At 51.9% G+C, this 1,029-nt stretch carries 2 protein-coding genes; both read left to right on the forward strand.

What is annotated here, in order from left to right; translation table 11 throughout:
* Positions 1–299 (forward strand): helix-turn-helix domain-containing protein (locus ACF8R3_RS18220; protein WP_392515981.1); only part of this gene is annotated, 299 nt, incomplete at its 5' end.
* Positions 296–1,029: IS3 family transposase (locus tag ACF8R3_RS18225; protein WP_392515982.1), on the forward strand; the 734-nt coding region annotated here is incomplete at its 3' end. The genes ACF8R3_RS18220 and ACF8R3_RS18225, both read left to right, overlap by 4 nt.

Raw genomic sequence — 1,029 nt, forward strand, 5'->3', positions numbered from 1 at the left:
TCCAGTTTGATATTCGTGGTCCAAGTAGCATCAGGCAGTGGAAAAGGTTGTATGATCAAGGCGGAGTTGAAGCACTTCATCCGCATCATACCCGAGAGTTGAGCATGCCCCGTAAGCCATCGAAAAAAACCAGCGCAAGTCCTCCTACCGCTTCGGATAGCGACCTGACACCCGAGCAAATGCTCGAAGAGCTGGAATATCTGCGTGCGGAGAATGCTTATCTAAAAAAGCTCGATGCCTTGATCCAAGCGGACCCTCGCACTGCGCAGGCGAGAAAACGAAGGCTGTCCAGGGATTGAGGCACGGGCATCGACTCGCTCTGCTGTTACGTGCTGCCGGGCTTGCACGTAGTACCTTTTATTACCAAAGCAAGGTGTTGTTGACTGACAAGCATGCGGCTTTGAAAGAGAGTATCAACAACGTCTATCACGAGCATAAGGGACGGTATGGCTATCGCCGGATCACTGAGACCCTCAAGCACAACGGTCGGATGATTAATCACAAGAAGGTGCAGCGACTGATGCAGCTGATGGGTCTCCAGTCGCTGGTCAGGGCGAAGAAATATCGCTCGTACCGAGGCTCAGAGGGACTGGTTGCGCCTGATCTGCTCAGGCGAGAATTCAAGGCAGGAGCCCCTAATCAGAAATGGGCAACCGACGTGACAGAGTTCAAAGTGAAGGGGCAGAAGCTGTTTCTTTCGCCGTTGATGGACCTGTATAACGGCGAAATCCTCGCTTATCAGATTAACCGGCGCCCGGAGTTCAAGATGGTCTCGGCAATGCTTGAGCAAGCCTTTGAGCGGCTGAATCCAGGTGATAAACCGATATTGCACTCCGATCAAGGATGGCAGTACAGGCAGCCCACTTACCGGCATATGCTGGCCGAGAAGAACATTGAGCAGAGTATGTCGCGTAAGGGCAACTGCCTAGACAACGCCGCAATGGAAAGCTTTTTCGGCACACTCAAGAGCGAATATTTTTACCTGGAGTCGTTTGAAAATGTCGAGCAGTTGGCTTCAGGACTTGATGA

Source organism: Pseudomonas sp. FYR_7, from assembly GCF_043106155.1.
GTDB classification, from domain to species: Bacteria; Pseudomonadota; Gammaproteobacteria; order Pseudomonadales; family Pseudomonadaceae; genus Aquipseudomonas; species Aquipseudomonas parafulva_B.